A 25,321-nucleotide genomic window follows, 5' to 3' on the forward strand; every position below is an offset into this window, starting at 1 on the left:
CCTCGTAAAGCAGGATGTCCCCGACCTTTGGCGCCTGATCGACCTCTTGAAGCGTCAAAGAGCTGCCGTCGCTGCCGTCATCGTTTGGGATCAAAACCTTGATACGCATTGCAGTCTCCTCTGAGTTGCAACCATGCGGACCGAATCAGTCTCTATTCAAGGTCTGCTTTCTGGATCGCCCGTCGAGGCGCGCCAGGGCGGCGCGCTGGTTGGCGTCGTGGCCATCGTCCCAGAACCGGGGCTTGAGCGGGATGGTGAACAGCTTCTCGCCCTGAGCCATGTTGCGCCGACCGATCTCCAGCGATGTGGCGAAGGCGCCGCAGCGGCGGCATCGAAAGCGCATGATCTGAAACGGATCGTCGGCCATCCGTGCGCCGATGGTCCAGACGTTCATCTCCACCATGTAGCGACAGCCTGAACAGTTGGCGGTGACGACGACCTGTCGATCCACCACCACGTCGCGCGGCGTCAGGCGCTCCGGCGTCCAGTTGTCCCTGTTCATGTCATCGCCTCGGCCGCGCCACCGACCGGGGCGCGGTGTAGCGCCGGGGCGGACGTGAACGCAAAGGGAACATCAGAAGCTAGGTCACACATGTGACTTCGACAAAGTCACAAAGTTCACTTTTGTTCTGCCTGCCAGACAGCAAAAAGCCCGCCGAAGCGGGCTTTAAATGGTACGCCCTCTCGGGCTCGAACCGAGGACCCTCTGATTAAAAGTCAGATGCTCTAACCAACTGAGCTAAGGGCGCACCGTGCGACGTCCGGGCGCTCCCGAACCGTCGAAGGGCGCCTTCTGTTGTAATCCGGCCTTCCGGTCAAGAGCCGGTCTGCTACTCATGTGGCATGCAACCGTTAAATGGCGTCCGTATCATCGAATTCGACGGCCTGGGGCCGGTCACCTTCGCCGGGATGATGCTGGCGGACCTGGGGGCGGAGGTGGTGCGGCTGACGCGCGACGCCTCGGCCGGGCCTGCCGTGTTCGACGAGGTGGGCGGGGCGGTGCTGCATCGGGGACGCGCCTTCGTGCCCGTCGACCTGAAATCGCCCGACGATCGCGAGCGCATCCTTCAACTGGTCGATGGCGCGGACGCGGTGATCGAGGGGTTCAGGCCCGGCGTCATGGAGCGGCTGGGCTATGGGCCGGAGGTATTGCAGGCGCGAAAGCCTGGGCTGGTGTTCGGGCGGGTGACGGGCTGGGGCCAGACGGGGCCGCTGGCGAACGCCGTGGGGCATGACCTGAACTACATCGGCCTGTCGGGGGTGCTGCACGCCATGGGCGAGGCGGATCGTCCGCCCTCCCCGCCGCTGAACCTGGTGGGCGACTATGGCGGCGGGGCCATGCTGCTGGTGGTCGGCGTGCTGGCGGCGCTGGTGGAGGCGAGGACCACCGGTCAGGGTCGGGTGGTCGATGCGGCCATGACCGACGGGGCGGCCCTGCTGGGCGGACTGTTCCAGGCCCTGCGTGGACAGGGGATGTGGAGCGAGCGGCGCGGAGCCAATCTGCTGGACGGGGGCGCGCCCTTCTATCGGTGCTATGCCTGTCGCGACGGCGGGTTCGTGGCGGTGGCGGCGCTGGAGCCGCGATTCTATTCCGCCCTGCTCGCGGGGCTGGAGATCGATCCGGCCGAAGCGGTTCAGTACGACATCGCCGCCTGGCCCGCCTTGCAGGCCCGGCTCGCCGCCCTGTTTGCGACCCGGGACCGCGACGACTGGAGCGCCCATTTCGCCGGGACCGAGGCCTGCGTCACGCCCGTCCTCAGTCTGGCCGAAGCGCCCGACCATCCGCACAATCAGGCGAGGGCAACATTCCACGACGGCCTGCCGCGACCTGCGCCCCTGTTCGACGGCAAGGCGGCGGAGCCGGGTCCCAAGTCTGCGCTGACGCTGGACCAGATGGTCACAAAATGGTCCCATCGCGCGGGATGACCAGCGCAGTTTTCGGCGCTAAGGGAACGGCTTAGCGCGACAGGCGTTGCATGGGCGAAGACCCGGGGACTTTCATGACACGCTCGACTTTCGTTCTGGCCGCCGCCGTATTGAGCGTGTTTGCGCTCTCGGCCTGCGACGACCGTCCGTCGAGGAATGACGACGATTACGTCGAAGCGCCGGTCGAGGCGGCTCCACCGCCGGTCGAGGAAGAGACGCCGCCGCCTCCGCCCGAGGTGCAGGACCCGACCCCCACGCCCCCGCCGTCCAGCAGCCTTCCGCCTGATGAACGCACGTCGGAACAGACGGTCCAACCCGAGAGCGAGACCCTGTTCTACTAACGAGCAGGTTTGCCGGGGGGCGTAGTTTTGACGAGAGATCGAGTTTGACGTTCAGGCCTAACCTGCTGGTCGCGACCCTTGCGGCCTTTTCGGCCTGCGCTCATGCGGCGGCTGCGGACCCCCGAGCCCAGATCCGCGGCGACATGGACGCAGAGCTGCGCCGGGCCCTGGAACGCGCCGTGGGCGAGGTCGATGGTGCGCCGGCCAGCCGGTTCGAGGCCCGCCGCCGGGCGGAGAGCGCCGTGACCTCGGCCACCGCCCTGCTGCGCTCGGAGGCCTATTACCAGCCGGTCGTGGAAGACATCGTCGAGGGCGAGGAGACGCCGGTCGCAATCGTCTCGGTCGAACCGGGTCGCCGGTTCCTTCTGACCGACCCGACCATCCAGTGGGTCGATCCCGCGCCCGAGGCCGAAGCCGCGGACAAGGCCAGGACGGCCATCGCCCTGAAGGCCGGCGATCCCGGTCGGGCGGCGGATGTCATCTCGGGCGAGGGGCGGCTGGTGGCGACCCTGGTGCGTGACGGCTACGCCGACGCCAAGGCCAATCCGCGCCGGGTGGTGGTGGACCACGCCGCCTTCACCGTCGCACCGGAATACCGCATCGCCTCGGGCGCCCTGGTGCGGCTGGACGGCGTGCGTCTGTCGACACGAGGCCGGACCAATCCCGAGTGGGTCGCCGGCCTGGCGCCGTGGAACGAGGGCGACCGCTACGACCCCGACCAGGTCGCCGAGCTGGAGCGCCGGCTGCTGGACACCGGCGTCTATGACGGCATCGGCGTGGCCCTGTCGCCGCTAGATCAGGTCACCGCGGACGGTCTGCGTCCCGTGATCGTCAGCCTGCAGGACCGGCCGCGCCGCGTGCTGGAAGCGGGCGCCACCTGGTCCACGGCCGAAGGCGCCGGGGTGGACGTGATCCAGACCCGCTACAACCGCTTCGGCCGCGCCGACACCCTGCGGCTGGAAGCGCGGCTGGCGGACATCGACAGCCGGATCGGCGCGGACCTGTCCCTGCCTCACTGGCGCCGGCCCGGTCGAACGCTGAAGCTGGGCGCGGCGGTGGTAAACGAAGACACCGACGCCTATGTGCGCACAGCCTTGGTCCTCTATGCCGACCTGCAGCAGCGCATCGGCAAGACCTCCTATTTCAACTACGGCATTGGGCTGGATGCGGGCCAGTACAGCGAGACCCGCTACGACTTCACCACCCTGCCCCCGCAGCGCGTCGACTTCGACCGCAACCTGGCGATCGTCACCGCGCGGACCAGCGCCTATATCGACCATTCCAACGATCCGCTGAACCCGACCAAGGGCTGGCGCGTCAATCTGGCGGTGCAGCCGACGGCGGTGACGGGCGACAGCAACATCCTGTTCTTGCGCACCGAGACGCAAGGCACGGCCTATTTCCCAGTGGCCGGCGACCGCACGATCCTGGCCGGACGCATGAAGATCGGGTCTATCGTCGGCGGCAGCGAGCTGAATGTGCCGTCGGATCGCCTGTTCTATTCCGGCGGCGGCGGGTCGGTGCGCGGCTATTCCTATCAGGGCGTCAATCCGCAACTGCCGGACGGGACGCCGCGCGGGGGTCTGTCGCTGTTCGAGACCTCGTTCGAAGTGCGTCAGTCGATCGGCCAGAGCTTCCAGGCCGTCGCCTTCGTGGACGCCGGTTCGGTAGGCTTCCAGGAAACGCCGAACCTGACCAACATGCGCTACGGAGCGGGCGTGGGCGTGCGCTACATGCTGCCGTTCGGGCCGATCCGGGCGGACGTGGCCGTGCCGTTGAACAAGAGTGAAGGCGACTCGGCCTTCCAGATTTACATCAGCATCGGGCAGGCGTTTTGACCGACACACCGCCTGAAGCCACGCCGCCCGAACCCACGCCGGAAGAGACGGCGCCCACCGAGGCCGCGCGACCCAAGAAGGCGCGTCGCGGGCTGGTCAAACGCATCGCCCTGATCGCGGGCGGAGTGATTGCGGGTCTGCTGGTGCTGATTGCCGCCGCCCTGGTGGGCGGGCGTTACTACATCGCTTCGGACGGTGGGCGCGAGATGGTGTTGCAGCGGCTGCAGGACCTCAAGATCAGCCGCTATGGCCGACTGAAGGTCTATGGGCTGAAGGGCGATTTGCTGAGCGATTTCACCATCGACCGCGTCACCCTGGCCGACAGTCAGGGCGTCTGGCTGGAGGTGAACAACCTCAGCATGGACTGGTCGTATCTGGCGCTGGTGGGCCGCAGCTTCCACGCCAACGACATCAAGGCCGAGACCGTTCGCGTCCTGCGTCGGCCGGTGGTCGAGCCGCCCAGCGGCGAGCCGCCCAGCCCGCAGCCGATCTCGGTTCGGATCGACAAGTTCTCGGCCAATATCGAACTGATGGAGGGCTTCTCCAAGGAATACGGCCGCTGGAGCTTGTCGGGCGACGCCAGCCTGCCGCGCACCGGGGCCAAGAGCGCCACCGTCAACGCCGACAGCCTGAACCGGCCGGGCGACTATCTGCGCCTGGCCGCGACCTTCGGCGGCAAGCTGGAAGACACGCGCCTGAACCTGCGCGCCAACGAGGTCCAGGGCGGGCCGCTGGCCGGCGCCCTGGGCTATTCGCCTGATCAGCCGTTCTCGGCGGTCGCGGTGCTGAACGCCGATGTCGTCAACGCCCGCGTCCAGACGGGGCAGTTCGTCCCCCTGATCGTCCAGGGGCATTTCGGCGACAAGGGATCTCGCGTCTCGGGCTTCGCCGACTTCAGCGGCTCGGACCTGCTGGAGCCGTTCGTCACCCGTGTCGGCCGCACGGCGCGTTTCGGCTTCGCCATGGTCCCGACGCCGGACAAGGCCAGCCAGGGCGTGGCGTGGAAGCTGATCTCCGACAACGTCCAGTCCGAAGCGCGCGGCTTGATCCGCAACGCGGACCGCAGTTCCCCGGACGGGATCACCCTGAACATCCAGACGGCGTCGCTGAGCCGACTGGTCGGGTCCGATGTCGCCGGGCCGGCCGCCTATTCCGGCCTGTTCAAGGGCGACGCCGAGACCTGGAGCCTGAACGGTCAGGCGACGCTGCTGAACGCCAATGTCGCCAGCTATCGCGCGACCCGCATCGCCGGGCCGCTGAACGTCTCAGTCAAGAACGGTCGCATGGACTTCGACGGCGACATCCGCGCCAACGGCGGTTCGGGCGAAGGCATCATCGGCGGCCTGCTGGGTTCGTCGCCGCGCGTGCAGATGCAGGCCGCGCGGATGAAGGACGGCGCCATACTGCTGGAGAAGGTCGATCTGCAGGGCCAGGGTCTGAGCCTGAACGGCTCGGGATCGCGCAACCTGCTGGGCGGGATGAGCTTCCGCGGCAACGCGCAACTGACCGACGCCTCGCGCGTCCTGCCCGAGGCGCGAGGCGCCTTCGGCGGGCCGATCCGGGCGTCTTCGGCGCGGACGGGCGCGCCCTGGCTGCTGAACTTCGACGGGCGGGGACGAAACCTAACCGTCGGCATGTCCGAGCTGGATCGCCTGCTGGGCAAGACGCCGCGTCTGCAACTGGCCGGCAGGCTGAACGGCGGGCGGATCGAGGTCGAGCGTGGCGAACTGACCGGAGCGGCCGGTCGCGCCGGAGCCAAGGGCATCATTGAGACGGCGGGCGATCTGAAGCTGGCGCTGGACTGGAACGCGCGCGGGCCGTTCGCGGCCGGGCCGGTCGAGATCGGCGGCGACATGAACGGACGCGGCGCCCTGACCGGCACCCTGTCCCAGCCGCGCGTCGATCTGACCGCCGGCTTCCAGCAGGTCACGGCCGGCGCCCTGACGCTGAACAACGCCGATCTGACGCTGAGCTTCCGCAAGGGCGCGGATGCGTCCGACGGCCGGATCATGGTCGTCAGCGGCTCGAACTATGGCCCCGCGCGCGCCTCGGGCAACTTCTTCCTGGGCGGCAAGCAGATTCGCCTGACGGATCTGGACGTGGACGCAGGCGGCGTGACGGCCAAGGGCGCCGTCGCCCTGTCGGACAATATCCCGTCCAGCGCGGACCTGACGTTCACGGCGCGCGCCGGGGCCTTCCTGGCCTCGGGCGAGGCCAACGGCCGGGTGCGTCTGACGGACGGCGGCGGATCGGACAGCGCCATCCTGGACGTCAACGGACGCAACGTGCGGCTGGCGGGCCAGAGCTGGATCATCCGCACCCTGGACCTGGACGGACGCGGTACGTTGAACAACCTGCCCTTTACCCTGGCGCTGGACGTGGGCGGACCGACGCCGGCCCAGTTCAACGGCGCAGGCGTCTATTCGCGCCAGAACACCACCCACGGCCTGACGCTGCGGGGCGGCGGTCGGGTGCGCGAGGTGGCCTTCACGACCCGCAGCCCGGCCTCGATCACCCTGAACGGCGCCAATCGCACGGCCCATCTGGACCTGGGCGTCGGCGGCGGCGTGCTGCTGGCCGACCTGCGCCAGGATGCGCGCACGTTGGCGGTTCAGGCCGACCTGACGCAGGTGGACCTGGGGTCGATCTCGCCCGAACTGCGCGGCAGCGTGACGGGCGAGGTGGCCATGCGCGGCACCGGAAGCGACCTGTCGGGAACGGCCAACATAGCCCTGCAGAACGTGCGCAGCATCGATGCGCCGCGCGGCCTGGCCGTGGACGGACGGGTGGACGCCACCCTGTCTGGCGACCGGCTGACCATCAAGGCGACGGCGGTCGACGAGGGCGCGGTTCAGGCCTCCGCCGACGTCGTCCTGCCCGTCGAGGCCTCGGCGGCGCCGCTGCGCCTAGCCATCGCCCGGACGCGCGAGATGTCGGGCCGAGTGTCGATCAACGGCCAGATCCAGCCGATCTGGGACCTCTTCCTGGGCGGCGAACGCAGCCTGGCGGGTCAGGTCAACGGTCAGGCGACCCTGGCCGGCACCCTGAACGCGCCGCGCCTGAACGGTCGGTTCGACCTGAGCCAGGGCAGCTATCGCGAGAACGCCGTCGGCCTGGTGCTGGGCGACATGACCCTGCGGACCCAGTTCGACGACACCACCGCATTGATCGAGACCTTCACGGCCAACGACGGCTCGGGCGGCACGGTCTCGGGCCAGGGACGCGTCGGCCTGCGCCAGGGATCGGGATCGAACGCACAGCTGACGCTGAGCCGCTTCCGCGTCATCGACAACGACATCGCCGAGGCGCGCGCCTCGGGTCCGATCACCATCGTTCGAGGGGCGGACGGCAATATCCAGTTGGGCGGCCGGATCGACATCGACGAGGCCAATATCCAGCCGGAACTGCCCGGCGCCACCGGCATCGTCGGGATGGACGTGGTCGAGATCAACCGGCCCGGCGGCGACCCGGAAGAGACCGAGCAGAAAGCGCGCGGCCCGCAGATCGGCATGGACATCGCCCTGCGCTCGACCGGGGGCAAGGTGCGGGTCAACGGGCGCGGTCTGAACGTGGTGCTGGACGTCAATGCGCGGGTGCGCGGCACCATCGCCAATCCGCAACTGACGGGCTCGGCCAATGTGGTGCGCGGCGACTATGAGTTCGCGGGCAAACGGTTCGTGTTCGACGACACCGGCCGGGTCACCCTGTCCACCGATCCGAAACAGATCCGGCTGAACCTGGCGGCGACGCGAGAGGATGCGGCCCTGACCGCCTCCATCAACGTCACGGGCACGGCGGCCGAGCCGAAGATCGCCCTGACCTCGACCCCGTCCCTGCCCCAGGACGAGATCCTGTCACAGGTGCTGTTCGGACGGTCCGCGTCGCAGCTGTCGGCCTTCGAGGCGGCGCAGCTGGCGGCCGGGGTCGCGGCGCTGGCGGGCGGCGGCGGGTTCGACGTGATCGGCAACCTGCGAGAACTGGCGGGCCTGGACCGGCTGTCCTTCGGCGGCGACGCCTCTGCGGTCACGGTCGCGGGCGGGCGCTACATCACCGACGACGTCTATCTGGAAGTCATCGGCGGCGGCGAGAGCGGCGCGGCGGTCAAGGTCGAGTGGCAGCCTCGGCGCAACATCGCCGTCAGCTCGCAGTTCGGCGGCCAGGGCGACACCAGCCTGTCGATCCGCTGGCGCCATGAAAGCCGCGAGGCCGGCGACCGTCGCCCGAACCGAGGCCGCCGCACCCGCTGAGACGGCCTCTCGACTAGAGAACCGCCAGCACCCGCTCCGGCGGACGGCCGATGACGGCGCCCTTGTCAGTCTCGACAATGGGGCGTTCGATCAGGATCGGCTGGGCGATGGCGGCGGCCAGTAGGGTTTCATCGTCAGCTCCACGCCCTGCTCGCGCAGCAGCGCCAAGGCGTTGCGCGACGTGCCGCATTTCGGATTGTGGAACAGGACGACGGCCGTCACGGCTCGTTGCGCAGGCGGTGCAGCAGCATCGCGCCCTGCAGGGACGCCACATATATAACGGTCGAGACCGCGGCCGCCGGCCAGGTGGTCAACAGGATCCACAACGGCAACTCGGGGGCCGGCATCGACCCCAGCAACCGCATGCCCATATTGGCCACCAGGCTGTAGGCCATCAGGGCCAGCATGATGATCGGGATCGCGCGCGTCATCATCCGCCACTGAACCGCAGCCAAGGCTCCGTACAGGATCACGGAAAAGATCGCACCGAAGCCGATGGCGTAGGGCCAGATCACCTTCATGAACTCGCGTTGCGTCGCGACCTGATCCGACGACAGACCCATGCGGGCGTATTCGGCGCTCATCGCCGTGTCGAACCAGCCGGACGTGAACATCCACCAGGTCGGAATCAGGCCGACAACCAAGGCGATGCCCAGGCCGATCACCATGGACCGCGCGGACCGTTGCGCCTCGGCCATGCCGCGCGGCAAGATCAGCGGGTTCATGGCCCGGAGCCAAAGATCGATCGTCGTGCGTGTCATGTCGCCTCCCTGTTCGGGCGGAAACTAGCGGTGATCGGCGATGACTTACAGACCCCCACCTTCACCTTTGCAGTCGGGGCGTCTAGGGTCCGGCCGATGCGGATTCTGACCTCTGACCAGGCCGTCCTCGACCACGTCGCCGCGCGACGCGAGGCCATCATCGGGCGCACCATCGACTGGGCGAACATCAACTCCGGCAGCCGCAACGCAGCCGGACTGAACGCCGTGCTGGACGCGCTGGAAGCGGCGGCGAAGGCCCTGCCCGCCACGGTCGAGCGTATCTCGACGCAAGGCTCGACCAGCGTCGGCGACGACGGTTCGGTGCGCACCGAGGCCCATGCCGACGCCCTGAAGATCACGGCCCGGCCGAGCGCGCCGATCCAGGTCGTGCTGACGGGCCATTACGACACGGTCTTTCCCGCCGAGAGCCGTTTCCAGACCGTGACCACGCGCGCCCACGGCGCCCTGAACGGGCCGGGCGTCGCCGACATGAAGGGCGGGATCAGCGTGCTTCTGGCCGCGCTGGAGGCGTTCGAGACCCATCCAGACAAACACGGCGTCGGCTGGACCGTGTTGCTGAGCCCCGACGAGGAGATCGGTTCGCCTGCCTCGGCTCCCCTGCTGGCCGAACTGGGCGCACGGGGGCATGTCGGCCTGACCTATGAGCCGGCCCTGGCGGACGGGACGCTGGCGGGGGCGCGCAAGGGCAGCGGCAACTATCATCTGATCGTGACGGGTCGTGCGGCCCACGCCGGTCGCGCCTTCGAAGAGGGCCGCAATGCGGTCGCCGGCGCCGCCATCATCGCCGCCGCCCTGCATGGGCTGAACGGTCAGCACGAGGGCGTCACCGTCAATGTGGCCAAGATTTCGGGCGGGGGCGCGCTGAACGTCGTCGCCGACAATGCGGTGGTGCGCTTCAATGTGCGCGTCCCAGACAAGGCCGCGGCCGACTGGATCGACGCCTCGGTGCGCGCCATCGCCGCCGCCCCGCCGTTCGAGGGGCTGACCCTGGACCTGCACGGCGGCTTCACCCGCGCGCCCAAGCCGATGGACGCCGCCCAGACCGCCCTGTTCGAGGCGGTGAAGGAAGCCGGCGCACTGCTGGGCCAGCCCATCGCGTGGAAGCCGTCGGGCGGGGTGTGCGAGGGCAATAATCTGCACGCCGCCGGCCTGCCGAACATCGACACTCTGGGGGTGCGAGGCGGCGACATCCATTCGGACCAGGAGTTCGCCTGGCCCGACAGCTTCGTCGAACGCGCCCAGCTGAGCGCGCTGATCCTGTGCAAGATCGCCTCGGGCGAAATCGACGCGGCCAAACTGAAATCCCTGCGGATGGAAACTCTATAGAATGCTTGTCGTCCGTCCCGCCGGCCCTGCCGACCTTGATCATCTGCTGGAGCTGGCCATCCTGTCCGGACCCGGTTTCACCAGCCTGCCCGAAGATCCCGACGCCCTGTCCGATCGGCTAGAACTGAGCCAGGCCAGCTTCCGGGGGCAGGTCACGCCGCAGGAGGCCTGGTACACGCTGATGCTGGAAGACGGCGACACCGGCGACATCGACGGGGTCGGATCGGTCAAGGCTACGGTGGGGCTGAAGCGGCCGTTCTTCTCGTTCCGGGTGGTCCACAATACGGCGTCGTCGCCGTCTCTGGGCGTCAAGCTGGATCATCAGACCCTCGTGCTGGTCAACGAATGCACCGGCTGGACCGAGGTCGGTTCGCTATTCCTGAAGGCGGATCGACGCAAGGGCGGCGCGGGCCGTCTGCTGAGCCAGTCGCGCTACATGCTGATCGGCGCCCAGCCCGAGCTATTCGCCGAGAATGTGCTGGCCGAGTTGCGCGGGGTCTTCACGCCCGACGGCGCCTGTCCGTTCTGGGACCATGTGGCGCACAAATTCTTCCCGATGGAGTTCGATCACGCCGACCGGATGAGCGGATCGACCGACAAACAGTTCATCCTGGACCTGGCGCCGCGCCACCCGATCTATACCGAGCTGCTGCCCGAACCGGCGCGCGCGGTGATCGGCAAGGTGCATCCGCAAGGGGTGCCGGCGATGGCCCTGCTGGAAAGCGAGGGCTTCCGGCCCAATGGTCTGGTAGATATCTTCGATGCCGGTCCCACCGTGTCGTGCGGGCGCGACAACATCCGCACCGTGCGCGACGCCCGCCGCCTGACGGTCGAGATCACCGACCGGGTCGAGGCCGAACTGCCGGCCCTGATCTCGACCGACAGCATCGCCGCCTTCCGCGCCGTGCGGGCCAAGGCGGACATCGAGGGCGACGTAGTGCGCCTGACCGCCGAAACCGCCGCCGCGCTGAAGATCAAGGCCGGCGCCACTGTCCGCGTGAAATCATGAACACATTCAAATCCATCGACCCCGCCACCGAAACGACCAACTGGGAGGGCGAGGCCGCCACTCCGGCGCAAGTGCAGTCCGCCGTGGACGCCGCCCGCGCCGCCTTCCCGGCTTGGGCCGATGCGCCACGCGCCGAGCGGATCGAGGCCGTCAAACGCTATCAGGCCGTGCTGAAGGACCGCGCGCCCCAGATCGCCGAGGCCATCGCCCGCGAAACCGGCAAGCCGCTGTGGGAGACGAAAACCGAGGCTGCCGCCATGATCGGCAAGGTCGACATCTCGATCCGCGCCTATGATGAACGCACCGGCGAACGCACCAGCGACACGGCCTTCGGTCGCGCGACCCTGCGGCACCGTCCGCACGGGGTGGCGGCGGTGCTGGGCCCGTTCAACTTCCCCGGCCACCTGCCCAACGGCCATATCGTCCCGGCTCTGCTCGCGGGCGACACCGTCGTGTTCAAGCCGTCGGAAGAGACGCCTCTGGTCGGTCAGGTGATGGCCGAGGCCTTCGCCGTCGCCGACCTGCCGACCGGCGTGGTCAATGTGGTTCAGGGCGGACGCGAGACCGGCGCGGCCCTGCTGGACGCCGGGATCGACGCCCTGATGTTCACGGGGTCCGGCGCGGCCGGCGCGCACTTTCGCAAGAAGTTCGCCGATGATCCGCACGTCATCCTGGCGCTGGAGCTGGGCGGCAATAATCCTTTGGTGGTCTGGGATGCGGCAGACGCCGAGGCTGTGGCGGGCATCGCGGTCCAGTCCGCCTTCATCACCACCGGCCAGCGCTGTTCCTGCGCGCGTCGCCTGATTGTGCCGGAAGGCCCGCAAGGCGATGCGATCATCGAAGCCGTCGCCGCCCTGTCTGACCGCCTGGTCTTCGGTCCTTGGGACAGCGATCCCGAACCCTATGCCGGACCGCTGATCTCGGCCCGCGCCGCCGAGGCCGCCTTGAAGGAGCTGCAACAGCGGATCGACGCAGGCGCCAAGGTCATCCGCGCCTCGGGTCCCGTCGCCAACCTGCCCGGTGCCTTCGTCAAACCGGCCATCATCGACGTAACCGGGATCGACGTCCCGGACGAGGAGATGTTCGCCCCCTTCCTGTCGGTGACCCGCGTTCCGACTTTCGAAGCCGCTATCCAGGCGGCCAACGCCACCCGCTACGGCCTGTCCGCCGGTTTGGTCAGCGACGATCCGGCGAACTGGGTGCACTTCATTCGCCGCATCCGCGCGGGCGTCGTCAACTTCAACCGCCCCACCACCGGCGCCGCCGGCGACATGCCCTTCGGCGGTCTGGGTGCCAGCGGCAACCACCGCCCCAGCGCCTACTACGCCGCCGACTACTGCGCCTATCCGGTGGCGAGCTTCGAAGCTGATGCGGTCGCGAACATCGAGGGCGAGATCAAGGGGCTGAGGGCGTGAGCGGGCGGCCTAAATCTCCCTCCCCTTTATGGGGAGGGGTGATCGCGCAGCGATCGGGGTGGGGCCCGAAAGGGCGTGAGCGAGATCTTCGTACTGCCCCACCCCGGCTCCGCTGCCGCGTCGCCGCCCCTCCCCATGAAGGGGAGGGAGAATCTTGGTGAGCGCCGTCGAAGCCAACGCCGACGGCCTGATCGGGCCGACACACTCCTACGCCGGCCTGTCGCCGGGCAATCTGGCGTCCAGCCTGAACAAGGGCGAAGCGTCCAACCCGCGGGCGGCGGTGCTGCAGGGGCTCGACAAGATGAAGACCCTGGCGGACCTGGGCCTGCCCCAGTTCGTCCTGCCGCCGCACGAGCGGCCGAACATCCCGTTCCTGCGGACGCTGGGGTTCACAGGATCAGACGCCCAGGTGCTGGAGCGGGCGTGGAAGGATGCGCCCAGCTTCGCCGCCGCCGCCTGTTCGGCCTCGCCCATGTGGGCCGCCAACGCCGCGACCGTGACGCCCAGCGCGGACGCGGCGGATAGCCGGGTGCATTTCACGCCTGCCAATCTGATCACCAATCTGCACCGGTCGCTGGAACACCAGCAGACGAAGCGCGCGCTGGACGCCCTGTTCCCGGATCCCGAGCGGTTCGCCGTTCATGACGCCCTGCCCTCGGTCGCGCATCTGGCCGACGAGGGCGCCGCCAATCATGTGCGCCTGTGCGCCGATCATGGGGCGGCGGGCGTCAATCTGCTGGTCTGGGGGCGAGAGGCGTTCGAGCCTTGGGACGGTCCCTACCCCGCCCGCCAGACGCGCGAGGCGTCGCAGGCCGTGGGACGTCGCCACGGGGCGAGCGGCGTTGTTCTCGCCCAACAGTCGAAGGCGGCCATCGCCGGCGGGACCTTCCACAACGACGTCGTCTGCGTAGGGGCGCTGGAGACCCTGTTCTTCCACGACCTGGCGTTCGAGGACACGGCTGGAACCCAGGACTCGATCTGCCGCGCGGCCGAAGGCCTGTTCGACCCAATCTTCGTCGAGGTCTCGTCCGCCGACCTGCCCCTGGCCGACGCCATCAGCTCCTATCTGTTCAACTCCATGCTGATCCAGATTCCGGGCGAGGATCGTCTGACCCTGATCTGTCCGACCGAGACCCGCGACAACCCACGCAGCCATGCGGTCGCGCAGGGTCTGGCTGCCTCCAACGGCCCCATCGGCCAGGTGCGTTACGTCGATGTGCGCCAGTCGATGCGCAACGGCGGCGGGCCGGCGTGTCTGCGTCTACGGGTCGTGCTGAACGCGGCGGAGCTGGCGGCGACGAATCCGGCGATGCGGCTGACCGACGCCCTGCACGCCCGGCTCAAGACCTGGGGCGAGCGCTGGTATCGCGACGAACTGCGTCCCGCCGATCTGGCGGACCCAGCTCTGCTGGACGAGAGCCGGGGCGCGCTGGATGAACTAACGGCGATCCTGCACCTGGGCGAGGACTTCTATCCTTTCCAGCGCTGACTATGTTCGTCTCGGCCCGGCGAGCCATTTCGTTTCCCGTCGTTCGCGGCGCGAGGAGGTAACGGCCCTCCGCCGGACCAATCAGGCCGCGAAACGCCCGCCGCGCTGGGCGTAGGCCTGGGTGCCTCGGGTGAAGACCTGATCGGACGGCAGGACCATTTCGATGGGCAGGTCGGCTTGGCCCTTCAGCGCCGCATAGACAGGGCCGAAATCCTTGAGCGTCTCGTCCTTCAGGGCTTCCAGGCTATCAATGACGAAATAGACCTGCTGGAAGTCGTCGATTCGGTACAGGGTGCGCATCACCCGCTCCAGATCGAAGCCCAAGCGGTTGGGCGACGGGTCGTCCAGCGCAAAGACGCTCTCGGTCGCCGAGGACACGATGCCGGCGCCATAGATGCGCAGGCCGTCGGTGTCCTTCATCAGGCCGAACTCCACCGTGTACCAGTACAGACGCGCCAGGTTGGGCAGCATGCCCAGGCCCGCCGCGCGCTGGCCGCCCTTGCCATAGGCCTCCATATAGGCGGCGAAATCGGGGTCGGTCAGCATCGGCACATGGCCGAAGACGTCGTGGAAGATGTCGGGTTCCTGGAGGTAATCCAGTTGGTCCGGCTTACGGATGAACTGGCCCGATACGAAGCGGCGGTTGGCCAGGTGGTCGAAGAAGACCTCGTCCGGCACCAGACCGGGCACGCAGACCACAGTCCAGCCGGTCAGGGCCTGGAGCTTGGGATTGATCACATCGAAGTCGGGAATGCCCCCGGCGTTCAGGTCCAGCGCGTCCAGGCCGCGCAGGAAGGCGTCACAGGCGCGGCCCGGAAGGATTTTCATCTGGCGAGCGTACAGGGTGTCCCAGGTCTGATGCTCGACCTCGGTATAGGCGAGCCAGTTCTGAGGAATGGTCCAGTCTGCGGCCGCGCCCTCGGGCGGCTTTTCGAAGACGTGTTCGAAGTCGGACATGGCGTATTCCTCTTTTGCCGACAGTCTAGCCCGGAGCCGCCGCGCCTTCCAACCGCCAGTCCAAAAGTCAGTGCAGTTGTTCATCCAGAGGCGCGTGATGGCCCAAGCCGTCGGTCGTGAACCAGCGCTCCGCATCGTCGGGCAGCAGAACAGATTGACCGTCCTCCAGCACGCCCTCGGCGGCATAGGCGACGAAGCCGCCGTCGTCGCCCAGGGCATAGACGCGGTAGAAGGGCTGATCGGCAGCGACGAGGCCGGTCTCTCCAGCCGGGCCGTCATAGGCGTGGTCGACGTCCATCACCACGCCGCGAAAGGCGTCGTCGCGGTGGCGGACGATCTGACCGATGGCGAAACGGGCTGTGTGAACCTGGGTCATCGGTTCTGATACGACCCGGCGTATGACCCGGACGCCTACAGGTCTGTTCATCTTCCTGACAGAATGGCTTGGCGCGGACGATCCTCGCGGGTTAGGCTGATCGGGACGGGTGCCGTTTTGGACCGCCCACATCGGAATGACGACCCATGCCGGAGACCCACGGCGCGCCCCGACGGCGCGACGAGCGGTCCCAGCCTTCCCGTTCGCGGGATGCGTCGGGTCGGGATGCGCCGCTGTATGGCGCGCTCGATCTGGGGACCAACAATTGTCGGCTGCTGATCGCGCGGCCGTCGCGAGAAGGCTTTCGCGTCGTCGACAGCTTCAGCCGCATCGTGAGGCTGGGCGAAGGCCTGTCGCGGACGGGCCTGCTCGATCCCCGCGCCATGGACCGGGCCTATGACGCCTTGGCCCTGTGCGCCGAACGCATCGTCAGGAAGGGTGTCGATTCCGCCCGGCTGAGCGCCGTCGCCACCCAGGCCTGCCGCGCCGCCGAGAACGGCGCCGACTTCATCGACCGGGTGCGCAAGGGAACGGGTCTGCGCCTGCGGATCATCGATCCGTCGGAAGAGGCGCAGTTGGCGGTCGAAGGGTGTCTGAACCTGATCGATCCCAAGGCCGAAGCGGTTCTGGTCATCGACGTGGGCGGCGGCTCGACCGAGATGTCGTGGCTGAAGCGTGAAGGCGTGGAATGGACCACCACAGCCTGGATGTCGGCGCCGGTCGGGGTCGTGACCCTGGCCGAGCGGCACCCGGAACCCCCGAACTCGGGCGAGGCCTGGTACGAGGCCATGGTGGCGGACATGGGCGCGGCCATTGCGGCCGGCGGCATCGTCGATGAACCGATGCTGGAGCTGTTTCGCCAGGACCGGGCCCATCTGGTCGGCACCTCGGGCGCGATCACCAGTCTGGCCGGCATCCACCTGAACCTGCCCCGCTATAACCGCGACCGGGTCGATGGGTTGTGGATGACGCGCGGAGAATGCGAGGCGGCGGCGGATCGGCTGAAGGCCCTAGGGCCAGACGGGCGGGCGCGCGAGGCCTGCATCGGTCCCGACCGGGCGGACCTGGTGCTGGCGGGCGCCGCCATCCTGGAGGCGGTTCAACGCGCCTGGCCGTCCGAACGGGTTCGGGTCGCGGACCGGGGCCTGCGCGAGGGGCTGCTGCTGCAGCGGATGCGCGAGGACAAAAAGCCGTCGAAGAGCCGCAGGCGTCGGCGCGGTCGGGGTAGAGGGCCAGCCCCCGCCGCCTGATCAGGCCGGGGGCGTGATCCGCACCGGCAGTTCGATGTCGCAGACCGAGAAGTCCGCGCCGCGCGCCTGACGCGCCTGCTGCACCAGGGTCTGGAAGGTGGCGGAGTTGGTGTTCAGCACCTGCGCCGTGGGGCGCTCAGTAGCCGCCAAGTCAGAGGCGACGCGGACGCGGGTCATCTGGTCCGGTCCCTGAACGAGACCGTCGGGCGTGCCGCTGGCCTTCAAAGCGCGCACCACGTCCAGACCGGACACGACGCGACCCCAGACGGTGTAACGCTTGTCCAACGCCGGATAGGCCTGACGCATCAGAAAGAACTGGCTGTTGGCGGTGTCGTTGCCCTCGTCGCGCGCCATGCCGGCGACGCCGGGGCAATAGAGGGCCCAGCCGTGGACCTTGTTGTCGCCGGTGCCAGACATCAGGGCATCGGGCTGGGTCTGGACGGGAATGGAGTCGATGAAGCCGACCAAGGCGCCGACGGGGGCCGCGACGGGAGTGAAGGCCATATCCGCCCCGCGGCGGAAGGTGAACTCGCCCTTCAGGTCGGGATACCAGCTTTGCCCCTCGCCGGTGCCGAGCGGGTCGCCGGTCTGGGCCATGAACCAGTCGATCACCCGGTGCCAAACCAGATTGTCGTAGAAGCCGCGCGAGGCCAGCAGCTTGATCCGTTCGACGTGGGCTGGGGCGATCTGGGGCGCCAGCTCGACCAGGACCTGCCCCTTGCTGGTGTCGATGACCAGCAGGTTCTCGGGCGCGACGGTGCGCCACTCGGCCGGAGGCGGCGGGGGCGCAGGCACGGCGGTCGCGTCCTGGGCCAGGGCGGCCCCGGCCGTCGCAGCCAGCACGGCCGTGGCGATCATCAGACTACGCATCGTCATCGTCCCCTCCCCCGTCGTCTTGAAAACGTCAGCCGCCGACGACCTCGGCCACCGGTTGAACGTCGCAGATACTGAAGCCGTTACCGCGCGCAGCGCGTGTGGCGGCGATCCGCTCGGCGAAGGCGGCGCTGCTTGCGTTCAAGACGCGCACCGTCGGACGGCTGGCCTCCGGCATGGCCGACGCCATGCGGACCTGGGTCATGGTGTCGGGGTCGGTCACCTTGCCGTCCTCGGCGTCCGAGCCCTTCTTCAGCTTGCCGACCACATCCAGACCGGAAACCACGCGACCGAAGGCCGTGTAGACGCCGTCCAGCTGGTCGCGCGCGCCCATCATCAGGAAGAACTGGCTGTTGGCGCTATCGGGGGCGCCCGAGCGCGCCATGCCCAGCACGCCGGGGCAGAACAGGCCGTGGGCGTCGACCTTGAAATCGGCGGTGACCATCATCTGGGCGTCGGGCTGGGTCTGGACCGGCAGATCGCTGACCAGGCCGCGCACGCCGGGGCCGACGCTGGGCACGGCGACGAAGCCGGCGTCACGACCGCGCCGGAAGCTGAACTCGGCCTTCAGGTCGGGAAGCTCGCTGCCGCCTTCGCCGGTGCCTTGCGGGTCGCCGGTTTGCGCCATGAATTCAGGAATGACGCGGTGGAACTTCAAGCCATCATAGAAGCCTTGGTTGGCCAGGGTGCGGATGCGTTCGGCATGGTTGGGCGCCGCGACCGGAACCAGCTCGACCAGAACGCGGCCCTTGGACGTGTCGATGACCAGCAGGTTTTCCGGCGCGATGGTGCGCCAGTCGGAGGCCGCTGGCGTGGTCTGAGCCACAGCCGGGGCCAAAACCTGGGCCTGCGCCGCGCCGGACGCCAGGAGGGCGGCGACGGTCGCCGCGATGATCGCCTTACGCATAGTCTATCAAATCCCGTTCTTGACCTTGGCCCGCACGCGCTCGGCGATGGCGGGGCTGACGAAACTGTCGATCGCGCCGTCCAGCCGGGCGATCTCCTTGACCAAGCGCGAGGCGATGGCCTGATGACGCGGATCGGCCATCAAAAATACCGTCTCGATGTCCTGATTGAGGCGCTGGTTCATCGCCGTCATCTGGAACTCGTATTCGAAGTCGGCGACGGCGCGCAGACCCCGGATGATGACGTTGGCGTCCAGCTCTTCCGCGAAATGCATCAGCAGGGTCGAAAACGGCTGGACCACGATGTCGCCGCCAAAGTTGGCGACCTCGGCCTTGAGCATCTCGACCCGTTCGGCGGTGGAGAACAGCGGCCCCTTGTCGTCGTTCTGAGCCACGCCGATGACCAGCCGGTCCACCAGCTTCAGCGCGCGCTTGATGATGTCGGTATGCCCGTTCGTCACCGGGTCGAAGGTGCCCGGATAAAGCCCGATGCGCATGCGTGTCTCCCCAGCCTGTCGCGTGCCGTTGCGGTCGTTTAGCAGGTGCGAAATCAGCGGCCTAGCCGGCTGACGCCATCGTCATCGTCGCGGGCGTCATCGTCGCGCGCAGCGATGGGTTGCGGCGGTTGGGCGGACCAGGCGGCCTCGATCTGGGCCAACAAAGCCGGATCGTTGGCGAAGGCGACGCCGTCGATGGCGGTGATGGGGCAGACGGGTGTGGCGCTGTTGCACAGGAAGGCGGCGTCGAAGGCGCCGATTTCAGAAATGGAGACCGGCCGGGTTTCCGAGGTCAGGCCCGCCTCGGCCATACCGCGCTGGATCACCGCCTGGGTCACGCCGGCCAGCATCGGCGCCTGGGGCCAGACGATGCTGTCGCCCTGGACGAAACCGATGTTCCACAGCGTGCCTTCGGATACCTGCCCCTGCTGGTCCACGAACAGGGCGTCGTCGAAACCGGCGGCCCGTGCGGCGCGGCGCGCGCGGATCAGGCCGAAGGTAGCGAGGTGTTTCAGATGCGGGGCTTCGCGTTCGTAGGGAACGGCGGTGACGCGCACGCTGCTCGCCAGCGGCGGCGGCGCGGGCGAGACCACCGTCATCACCTTGAGCCGGCCGAAGAAAGACGGGTTGCGATGGCCGATCTCGGGCGAGAACAGGCTGATACGCAGCCAGCACGCGTCGTAGCCGGCGACGGCGAGCGCCATTAGGCGGCGAAACTCGGTCTCGCCTGGGCTTTCGCCGAACAGTTCGACGGCCGCCTGGTTCAGGCGGGCGAGATGCAGATCCAGGCCCCGGACCGCGTCGTTCTCGACGCGGAAGGAGGTGTAGGCGCCGTAGTTGACCAAGGCCTGATGGGTGAGGTCGTCGGGCGTGGCGGGGTGGCCGTCGATCAGGATGTCCACTGTCCGCTCCCGTTCAAGTCTTTCCTTCTCCCTGTGGGAGAAGATGGCCCGAAGGGCCGGATGAGGGTCCGCCGGTGGGCCAAGTCGCACCACCTGCCCCTCACCCTTTCGCACAAGAACGACGGCTTCGCCGCCGTGTGCTCAAGTCCTCTCCCGATGGGAGAGGGTCTTGGTCTTAGGCTTCGGTCTCGCCGCCCTCTTCACCCGCGACATCCACGTCATCCGACCCACCGCTGTCGGGCAGGCGTTCGACCGAGACGACCTTTTCGTCCTTGCCGGTGCGGAAGATGGTGACGCCCTGGCTGGAGCGGCCGACGATGCGGACCTGGTCTATGCGGGTGCGGATCATCTGACCGCCCGAGGTGACCAGCAGCAGGTCGTCGGTTTCCTCGACCGGGAAGGCCGCCGCCAGGCGCGTGCCCGCGCGACCGCCCAGGCCGTGAGCCGTCAGACCCTGGCCGCCGCGACCGGTGCGACGATACTCATAGGCCGAGGACCGCTTGCCGAAGCCGGTCTCGGTGACCGTCAGGATGAACTGTTCGGCGGCGCCCAGTTCGGCGATCCGTTCGACCGACAATGCCGCGTCGGCGACCTCGTCTTCAGCCTCGGCCGGAGCCGCTATATCCTCTTCCGCGTCCGCGCCGGCCAGGGCCTTGCGCATGGCGTTGGCGTGTTTGACGTAGGCGGAACGTTCTTCCGGGGTTGCATCGACCCGGCCAAGGATGGCCATGGAGATGACCTCGTCGCCGTCCTGCAGGCGCACGCCCCGGACGCCGGTCGAATCCCGGCCCTTGAACACGCGCACGTCGTCGGCCTTGAAGCGGATCGCGCGGCCCAGGGCCGTGGTCAGCAGGATGTCGTCATCGGCGGTGCACAGGCCGACGCCGACCATGCGGTCGTCGCCTTCCAGCTTCATGGCGATCTTGCCGGCGCGGTTGACGGTGGCGAAGTCCGACAGCTTGTTACGGCGCACGTCGCCCGCCTGGGTGGCGAACATGATGTCGTAGTCGCCCCAGGTCGTTTCGTCCTCGGGCAGGGGCAGGACGTTCATGATGCTGTCGCCCGGCTCGATGGGCAGCAGATTGACGAAGGCCTTGCCGCGCGAGGTCGGATTGCCCAGCGGCAGGCGCCAGGTCTTCAGCTTGTAGGCCTTGCCGTTGGTGGCGAAGAACAGGACCGGGGTGTGGGTCGAGGCGGAGAAGACGCCGGTGATGGCATCCTCGTCCTTCATCGTCATGCCGGACTTGCCCTTGCCGCCGCGATGCTGGGTCCGATAGGCGTTCAGGGCGACGCGCTTGACGTAGCCGCCGTGGGTGACGGTGACGACCATGTCCTCGCGCGGGATCAGGTCCTCGTCCTCCATCTCGCCGTCGCCTTCCCCGATCAGGGTGCGACGCGGCACGGCGAACTGATCCTTCACCGCGATCAGGTCGTCGCGGATGATGGCCAGGACGTTCTTGCGGTCCGACAGGATGGTCAGGTGGCCCTGAATCGTATCGGCCAGGCCGCGCGCCTCGCCGAAGATGTCGTCACGGCCCAGGCCGGTCAGGCGCGACAGGGTCAGGGCCAGGATGGCGCGGGCCTGTTCGTCGGTCAGTTGCAGGCTGTCGCCGTTGATGACGACGCTGCGGGGGTCGGCAATCAGTTCGACCAGGGCCATCATGTCGCCGACGGGCCAGGCCTTGCCCTGCAACCGCTCGCGCGCCTCGGTCGGATCGGCTGAGGAGCGGATGATGTGGATCACTTCGTCGATATTGGCGACGGCGACGGCCAGACCGACCAGGACGTGGCCGCGATCACGCGCCTTGTTCAGCTCAAACTTGACGCGGCGAACGACGACTTCCTCGCGGAATTCGAGGAAGATCTGCAACAGGTCGCGCAGGCCCATCTGCTCGGGCCGGCCGTGGTTCAGCGCCAGCATGTTGACGCCGAACGAGCTCTGCATGGCGGTGTAGCGCCACAGCTGGTTCAGGATCACGTCGCCGGAGGCGTCGCGCTTCAGCTCGATGACGATCCGCATGCCCTGGCGGTCGGATTCGTCGCGGACGTCGGAGATGCCTTCCAGACGTTTCTCGCGCACCATTTCGGCGATGCGTTCGATCAGGGTCTGTTTGTTGACCTGGAACGGCAGTTCCGTGACGACGATGGCCTCGCGATCCTTGCGGATTTCCTCGACCGAGGCGCGGCCGCGCACGACGACCGAGCCGCGACCGTCGCGCAGCGCATTGCGCGGCGCGGTGCGGCCCATGATCTCGCCACCGGTGGGGAAGTCGGGGCCGGGCACGATGTCCAGCAAGGCGTCGTCCGAAATGTTCGGATCATCCAGCAGGGCCAGGGCCGCATCCACGACCTCGCCCAGATTATGCGGCGGGATGTTCGTCGCCATGCCGACGGCGATGCCGCCCGCGCCATTGACCAGCAGGTTCGGAATCCGGCTCGGCAGAACGACCGGCTCCAGCTCCTTCTCGTCGTAGTTCGGCTGGAAATCGACGGTGTCCTTGTCGATGTCGGCCATCAGGGCGACGGCGGCCGGGGCCATACGGGCCTCGGTATAACGCATCGAGGCGGGCATATCGCCATCGACCGAGCCGAAGTTGCCCTGGCCATCGACCAGCATCAGACCCATCGAGAAGGGCTGGGCCATCCGCACCAGGGCCATATAGACCGAGGCGTCGCCGTGGGGGTGGAATCGGCCCAGCACGTCGCCGACGACGCGGGCGCATTTCGAATAGCTGCGCTCGGGCGTCATGTTCAGGTCGTGCATCGAATACAGGATGCGACGGTGAACCGGCTTGAGGCCGTCACGGGCGTCAGGCAGGGCGCGCGAGACGATCACGCTCATGGCGTAGTCGAGGTACGAACGCTTAAGTTCGTCCTCGATCGTGATCGTGGAAATGTCGGAGCCGCCGCCTCGACCGTTGATCGGGGTTGCGGCGTTTTCGTAGCTGTCGTCGGTCAATGAAGCGTGGCTTTATGCGGCCGGAATCGGAACGTGATCCGCTGTGATGATTTCTAGCATTCCAGGGGCTCGGTGGCAAAGCGACGTCGCCGTGAAAGCCCGTCTCTGAAAGGACTTTTCACATGCGCGCCTACACTCTCGCCGCCGCCCTTATGATCGCCTCCCCGCTGGCCCTGACCACGGCCTGCGCCGCGACCGGCAACGCCCCGCAAACCCACGTCGAACGCGCACCCGTCGGCGCGACGGGACAGGCGGTCCTGATCAACGCCTCGGGCGCCAACATCGGCCGCGTCGATCTGCGCCAGGGGCCGACAGGCCTGGTGATCAAGGTCGAGGCCTCGGGCCTGAAGCCCGGCTGGCACGGCATCCACATCCATGCGACCGGCGAATGCGCCGCGCCCTTCACCTCATCCGGCGCCCACATCAATCACGGCGAGCCGAAAGCTCCGCACGGCTTGCTGAACGCGGCGGGCCCGGACGACGGTGACCTGCCCAACATCTGGGCCGGCGCCGACGGCAAGGTGAACGCTGAACTGTTCACCCCGCGCGCCCGCATCTCGTCGGAAGGCCCTGGCCAGTGGCTGTGGGACGCCGACGGCTCGGCCATCATCATCCACGCCAATCCCGACGACCATTCGACCCAGCCCATCGGCGGCGCGGGCGACCGGGTGGCCTGCGCGGCGCTGAGCGCAAGCTGAACTTTCCTTAAACGTTGAAGACGGCCCGCTGAACGCCGTTCAGCGGGCTTCTTTTTGCGCTAGCAGTCGCCGGATCAGCTCGGTCTGCTCTTCCTGGCGCGCGGTCAGGTGCTCGACCTTTTCCAGCAAGGCCATGATCTCGATCTCGGCCTTCAGGTTGACCTGATAGTCGTTGCCGGCGTCCAGACGGTCCTTCTGCGCCTGACGGTTCTGGCTCATCATGATGATCGGCGCCTGGGCCGCCGCGATCATCGACAGCATCAGGTTCAGGAAGATGAAGGGATAGGGATCGAAGGCGTCGCGCCTCAGAACCAGATTCAACACGGTCCAGACCATCAGAAACAGGCCGAACGCGATCAGGAAGGTCCAAGACCCGCCGAACGTCGCCACCCGGTCCGCCAAGCGCTCGCCGAAGGTTTGACGGTCGTCGAAGGTCTCGTTGATGTCCTCGGAGATCGGGCGGCGTTCAGCGGCGCTGCGAACCACACTGGCCTCGTTCGCGGCCAGGTCATGCGTCGCCTTGCCCAGCCAGCGGCGGGAGACGTGGTCGGCGTCGAGGGGGGCGTGGGACACGATGATCTCCTGAAACGGTCAGGAACAGATCAAGCCTTGGCGGCCCCGGCGCGCAAGCCCCGTTCGGCCAGGGCCACAAGCGCCACCCCGCCCATGGCGATGGCCGAACCGGTCAGGATTTGCGGCGTCAGCACGTCGCCCATGAAACCCCAGCCGATCAGCATCGACACCACCGGCGTCACCAGCAGATAGGGCGTCACCCGCCCCGCCTCGCGCCGCTGGACCAGCCAGAACAGCAGGGTCGTCGCCAGCACTGACGACACGATCCCGGCCCAAGCCAGCGACACCCAGACCATGGGTGTGGCAGTCTTCACCGCCTCCCATTGCCCGTGTTCGAACACCGCCGAGCCAAAGGCCATGACGGGAAAGGCCCCCAGCGCCAGCAGGCCCTGCATCTTCAGCGGCGGGATGGAGGTGGTGCGACGCGCCACCACCGTCGTCACACCCCAGGCCGCGCCCGCCGCAATGGCGACCAGAATGGCCTTCCAGTCCTGCAAGGCGTGGGCGTCCAAGGTCATCCAGGCCACGCCGACAAAGGCCACGCCCATGCCGACCAGGGCCGCCTTGGACAGCCGCTCACCCAGGATCAGGAAGGCGAACAGGGTGGTGAAGGGGATCCACAGCTGGTTGGCCACGGTCACCGGACTGACGTCGGTCGCCAGCCAATAGGCGGTATAGGCCAGGCCATACTGGATCGGCCCGCCCAGGATCACGATCAGCAGCAGACTCTTCCAGTCCGGGAACGGCGGCCGGACGAAGGCGATCAGACAGGCGCTGGCGAGACCGAACCGGATAGCCCCGACCAGCAACGGCGACAGATGCTCTGTCGCCAGCTTGGCCCCGGCGTTGTTCACCCCCCACACCACGATGATCGCCACGATGGCGGCGATCTCCAGCCCGGTCAGGGCGTGGGGCTTTGCGGGCAGAGGGGCTGGCGCTGGAGCGACGTCGGTCATCA

The 25,321-nt window shown here is 67.9% G+C and carries 22 protein-coding genes and 1 tRNA gene; 10 read left to right on the forward strand and 13 right to left on the reverse strand.

Annotation, left to right across the window (positions count from 1 at the left end; all coding sequences use genetic code 11):
* Positions 1 to 145 precede the first annotated feature (145 nt).
* On the reverse strand, positions 146 to 502 hold the full coding sequence (locus ACP7BH_RS06370; RefSeq protein WP_425982882.1) for a hypothetical protein: 357 nt from the start codon (positions 500 to 502) through the stop codon (positions 146 to 148).
* Between the two features lie 170 nt (positions 503 to 672).
* Positions 673 to 749 (reverse strand) — tRNA-Lys (locus tag ACP7BH_RS06375).
* A 94-nt stretch (positions 750 to 843) separates the two neighbouring features.
* Here ACP7BH_RS06375 and ACP7BH_RS06380 point away from each other — a divergent pair.
* From ACP7BH_RS06380 to ACP7BH_RS06395, 4 genes are all read left to right on the forward strand, one after another.
* Positions 844 to 1,926 carry a CaiB/BaiF CoA transferase family protein gene (locus ACP7BH_RS06380; RefSeq protein ID WP_425982880.1) on the forward strand — a complete coding sequence of 361 codons (1,083 nt, stop codon included), beginning with the start codon at positions 844 to 846 and terminating at the stop codon, positions 1,924 to 1,926.
* Between the two features lie 74 nt (positions 1,927 to 2,000).
* Positions 2,001 to 2,267, forward strand: a complete 267-nt coding sequence (locus ACP7BH_RS06385; RefSeq protein WP_425982878.1) for a hypothetical protein — start codon at positions 2,001 to 2,003, stop codon at positions 2,265 to 2,267.
* A gap of 44 nt (positions 2,268 to 2,311) precedes the next feature.
* A complete protein-coding gene (locus ACP7BH_RS06390) occupies positions 2,312 to 4,105 on the forward strand; it encodes an autotransporter assembly complex protein TamA (RefSeq protein ID WP_425982876.1) in 1,794 nt (597 codons plus the stop codon).
* Positions 4,102 to 8,352, forward strand: a complete 4,251-nt coding sequence (locus ACP7BH_RS06395; protein ID WP_425982874.1) for a translocation/assembly module TamB domain-containing protein — start codon at positions 4,102 to 4,104, stop codon at positions 8,350 to 8,352. The genes ACP7BH_RS06390 and ACP7BH_RS06395 overlap by 4 nt, the downstream gene beginning before the upstream one ends.
* 13 nt (positions 8,353 to 8,365) lie before the next feature.
* On the opposite strand, the gene ACP7BH_RS06400 is transcribed toward ACP7BH_RS06395, so the two are convergent.
* Both ACP7BH_RS06400 and ACP7BH_RS06405 read right to left on the reverse strand, forming a co-directional pair.
* On the reverse strand, positions 8,366 to 8,542 hold the full coding sequence (locus ACP7BH_RS06400; protein WP_425982872.1) for an ArsC/Spx/MgsR family protein: 177 nt from the start codon (positions 8,540 to 8,542) through the stop codon (positions 8,366 to 8,368).
* A gap of 28 nt (positions 8,543 to 8,570) precedes the next feature.
* The gene (locus ACP7BH_RS06405; protein ID WP_425982870.1) at positions 8,571 to 9,113 is read right to left on the reverse strand and encodes a hypothetical protein; all 543 of its coding nucleotides are present in this window, start codon (positions 9,111 to 9,113) and stop codon (positions 8,571 to 8,573) included.
* Between the two features lie 96 nt (positions 9,114 to 9,209).
* Between ACP7BH_RS06405 and ACP7BH_RS06410 the strand changes: the two genes are divergently transcribed.
* The 4 genes from ACP7BH_RS06410 to astB all read left to right on the forward strand — a co-directional run bounded on the left by ACP7BH_RS06410 (position 9,210) and on the right by astB (position 14,373).
* The gene (locus tag ACP7BH_RS06410; RefSeq protein ID WP_425982868.1) at positions 9,210 to 10,460 is read left to right on the forward strand and encodes a hydrolase; all 1,251 of its coding nucleotides are present in this window, start codon (positions 9,210 to 9,212) and stop codon (positions 10,458 to 10,460) included.
* A gap of 1 nt (position 10,461) precedes the next feature.
* Positions 10,462 to 11,469 carry an arginine N-succinyltransferase gene (locus ACP7BH_RS06415; RefSeq protein ID WP_425982866.1) on the forward strand — a complete coding sequence of 336 codons (1,008 nt, stop codon included), beginning with the start codon at positions 10,462 to 10,464 and terminating at the stop codon, positions 11,467 to 11,469.
* Positions 11,466 to 12,884, forward strand: a complete 1,419-nt coding sequence (gene astD / locus ACP7BH_RS06420) for a succinylglutamate-semialdehyde dehydrogenase (protein WP_425982864.1) — start codon at positions 11,466 to 11,468, stop codon at positions 12,882 to 12,884. The genes ACP7BH_RS06415 and astD overlap by 4 nt, the downstream gene beginning before the upstream one ends.
* Positions 12,885 to 13,038: 154 nt before the next feature.
* Positions 13,039 to 14,373, forward strand: coding sequence for an N-succinylarginine dihydrolase (astB, locus tag ACP7BH_RS06425; RefSeq protein WP_425982863.1), 1,335 nt, complete (start codon positions 13,039 to 13,041; stop codon positions 14,371 to 14,373).
* A gap of 81 nt (positions 14,374 to 14,454) precedes the next feature.
* Here the strand turns inward: astB and phhA are convergent, their stop codons facing one another.
* Entirely contained in the window at positions 14,455 to 15,330 is an 876-nt protein-coding gene (gene phhA / locus ACP7BH_RS06430) for a phenylalanine 4-monooxygenase (RefSeq protein ID WP_425982861.1), read from the reverse strand.
* Between the two features lie 67 nt (positions 15,331 to 15,397).
* Positions 15,398 to 15,706 (reverse strand): heat shock protein HspQ, encoded by a 309-nt coding sequence (gene hspQ / locus ACP7BH_RS06435; protein ID WP_425982859.1) that lies wholly within the window; start codon positions 15,704 to 15,706, stop codon positions 15,398 to 15,400.
* Positions 15,707 to 15,852: 146 nt separating this feature from the next.
* Here hspQ and ACP7BH_RS06440 point away from each other — a divergent pair, with 146 nt between their 5' ends.
* Positions 15,853 to 16,956: a Ppx/GppA phosphatase family protein gene (locus ACP7BH_RS06440; protein ID WP_425982857.1), complete on the forward strand. Its 1,104-nt coding sequence runs from the start codon at positions 15,853 to 15,855 to the stop codon at positions 16,954 to 16,956.
* Here the strand turns inward: ACP7BH_RS06440 and ACP7BH_RS06445 are convergent, their stop codons facing one another.
* The 5 genes from ACP7BH_RS06445 to gyrA form a co-directional block, all read right to left on the reverse strand.
* Positions 16,957 to 17,826 carry a peptidylprolyl isomerase gene (locus ACP7BH_RS06445; RefSeq protein ID WP_425984785.1) on the reverse strand — a complete coding sequence of 290 codons (870 nt, stop codon included), beginning with the start codon at positions 17,824 to 17,826 and terminating at the stop codon, positions 16,957 to 16,959. It lies immediately after the preceding gene.
* Between the two features lie 34 nt (positions 17,827 to 17,860).
* Positions 17,861 to 18,736, reverse strand: a complete 876-nt coding sequence (locus ACP7BH_RS06450; RefSeq protein WP_425982855.1) for a peptidylprolyl isomerase — start codon at positions 18,734 to 18,736, stop codon at positions 17,861 to 17,863.
* Between the two features lie 6 nt (positions 18,737 to 18,742).
* Positions 18,743 to 19,231, reverse strand: a complete 489-nt coding sequence (coaD, locus tag ACP7BH_RS06455; protein WP_425982853.1) for a pantetheine-phosphate adenylyltransferase — start codon at positions 19,229 to 19,231, stop codon at positions 18,743 to 18,745.
* A 53-nt stretch (positions 19,232 to 19,284) separates the two neighbouring features.
* Positions 19,285 to 20,133: an aminotransferase class IV gene (locus ACP7BH_RS06460; protein ID WP_425982851.1), complete on the reverse strand. Its 849-nt coding sequence runs from the start codon at positions 20,131 to 20,133 to the stop codon at positions 19,285 to 19,287.
* 175 nt (positions 20,134 to 20,308) lie between these two features.
* Entirely contained in the window at positions 20,309 to 23,092 is a 2,784-nt protein-coding gene (gyrA, locus tag ACP7BH_RS06465) for a DNA gyrase subunit A (RefSeq protein ID WP_425982849.1), read from the reverse strand.
* A gap of 122 nt (positions 23,093 to 23,214) precedes the next feature.
* Between gyrA and ACP7BH_RS06470 the strand changes: the two genes are divergently transcribed.
* Complete coding sequence (locus ACP7BH_RS06470; protein WP_425982847.1) at positions 23,215 to 23,790, forward strand: superoxide dismutase family protein; 576 nt, start codon at positions 23,215 to 23,217, stop codon at positions 23,788 to 23,790.
* 39 nt (positions 23,791 to 23,829) lie between these two features.
* On the opposite strand, the gene ACP7BH_RS06475 is transcribed toward ACP7BH_RS06470, so the two are convergent.
* Together ACP7BH_RS06475 and ACP7BH_RS06480 are read right to left on the reverse strand one after the other, a co-directional pair.
* Positions 23,830 to 24,363, reverse strand: coding sequence for a DUF1003 domain-containing protein (locus ACP7BH_RS06475; protein ID WP_425982845.1), 534 nt, complete (start codon positions 24,361 to 24,363; stop codon positions 23,830 to 23,832).
* 29 nt (positions 24,364 to 24,392) lie between these two features.
* Positions 24,393 to 25,319: a DMT family transporter gene (locus tag ACP7BH_RS06480; protein WP_425982843.1), complete on the reverse strand. Its 927-nt coding sequence runs from the start codon at positions 25,317 to 25,319 to the stop codon at positions 24,393 to 24,395.
* Positions 25,320 to 25,321 lie beyond the last annotated feature (2 nt).

It is taken from the genome of Brevundimonas sp. TWP2-1 (assembly GCF_049897645.1).
Lineage (GTDB): Bacteria > Pseudomonadota > Alphaproteobacteria > Caulobacterales > Caulobacteraceae > Brevundimonas.